Here is an 877-nt window from a genome sequence, read left to right on the forward strand (position 1 = left end):
CCCTCAGCATGGTCAATCATACCTTTTCTACCCCAGACCTTTCCAGCTTTTGCCAACTAAATAAACTCGGTCTTGAGGCGACTGGGCAGCATCTCGATAAAAAACGCACCATCATTGAATGTCGCTTCACCAAAGCTCCAGAGTCCTGCACCAAATGCGGTGATTTCGGTTTATCTCGTGGTTCTGTTTCACGCCGCCTAGCTCATGTTCCTTTTGGGCATCGCCCGACGACTTTACTGCTGCGCATACGGCGATGGCGCTGCGCTAACTGTAAGCACTTCTGGTTAGAAGACAGCACTTGTGCTGCACCGCCACGTTCAAAGCTCTCACACGGTGCCATACAGTGGGCATTGGCAGCGATTGTTGTCGATCATCTTTCTGTGTCACGAGTGGCTGATCACCTAAATGTCTCTTGGCATACCGCAAATAGCGCCATTATTAATGAAGGGCAACGCTTGCTGTTTAATGATCCTGCGCGCTTTGACGGTGTAACAGTCTTGGGCGTAGATGAGCATGTATGGCGGCACACTCGTTATGGTGATAAGTACGTCACGGTTGTGATTGACCTGACACCTGTGCGCAATAGGACTGGCAGCGCACGCTTGCTTGACGTGCTGGAAGGCCGGTCTAAACAGGCTTTTAAGCAGTGGCTACAAGACCGTCCTAAGTCGTGGCGCGACGGTATTGAAATCGTTGCAATGGATGGCTTCTCTGGCTTTAAATCGGCGTCGGATGAGACATTGGAAAATGCACAAACAGTGCTTGATCCCTTTCATGTTGTTCGCTGGGCAGGCAATGCGTTAGATAATTGCCGCAGGCGTGTCCAACAAGATACCTTAGGTCGCAGAGGCCACAAAGAAGACCCGCTGTTTAAGCA

At 50.7% G+C, this 877-nt stretch carries 1 protein-coding gene; it reads left to right on the plus strand.

The window, feature by feature from the left end:
* Window positions 1-8 precede the first annotated feature (8 nt).
* A partial coding sequence (locus DUW71_RS17480) for an ISL3 family transposase (RefSeq protein ID WP_119396562.1) occupies window positions 9-877 on the plus strand: 869 nt, incomplete at its 3' end.

Origin of the sequence: Salinibius halmophilus, assembly GCF_003577475.1 — a bacterium.
GTDB lineage: Bacteria > Pseudomonadota > Gammaproteobacteria > Pseudomonadales > Natronospirillaceae > Salinibius > Salinibius halmophilus.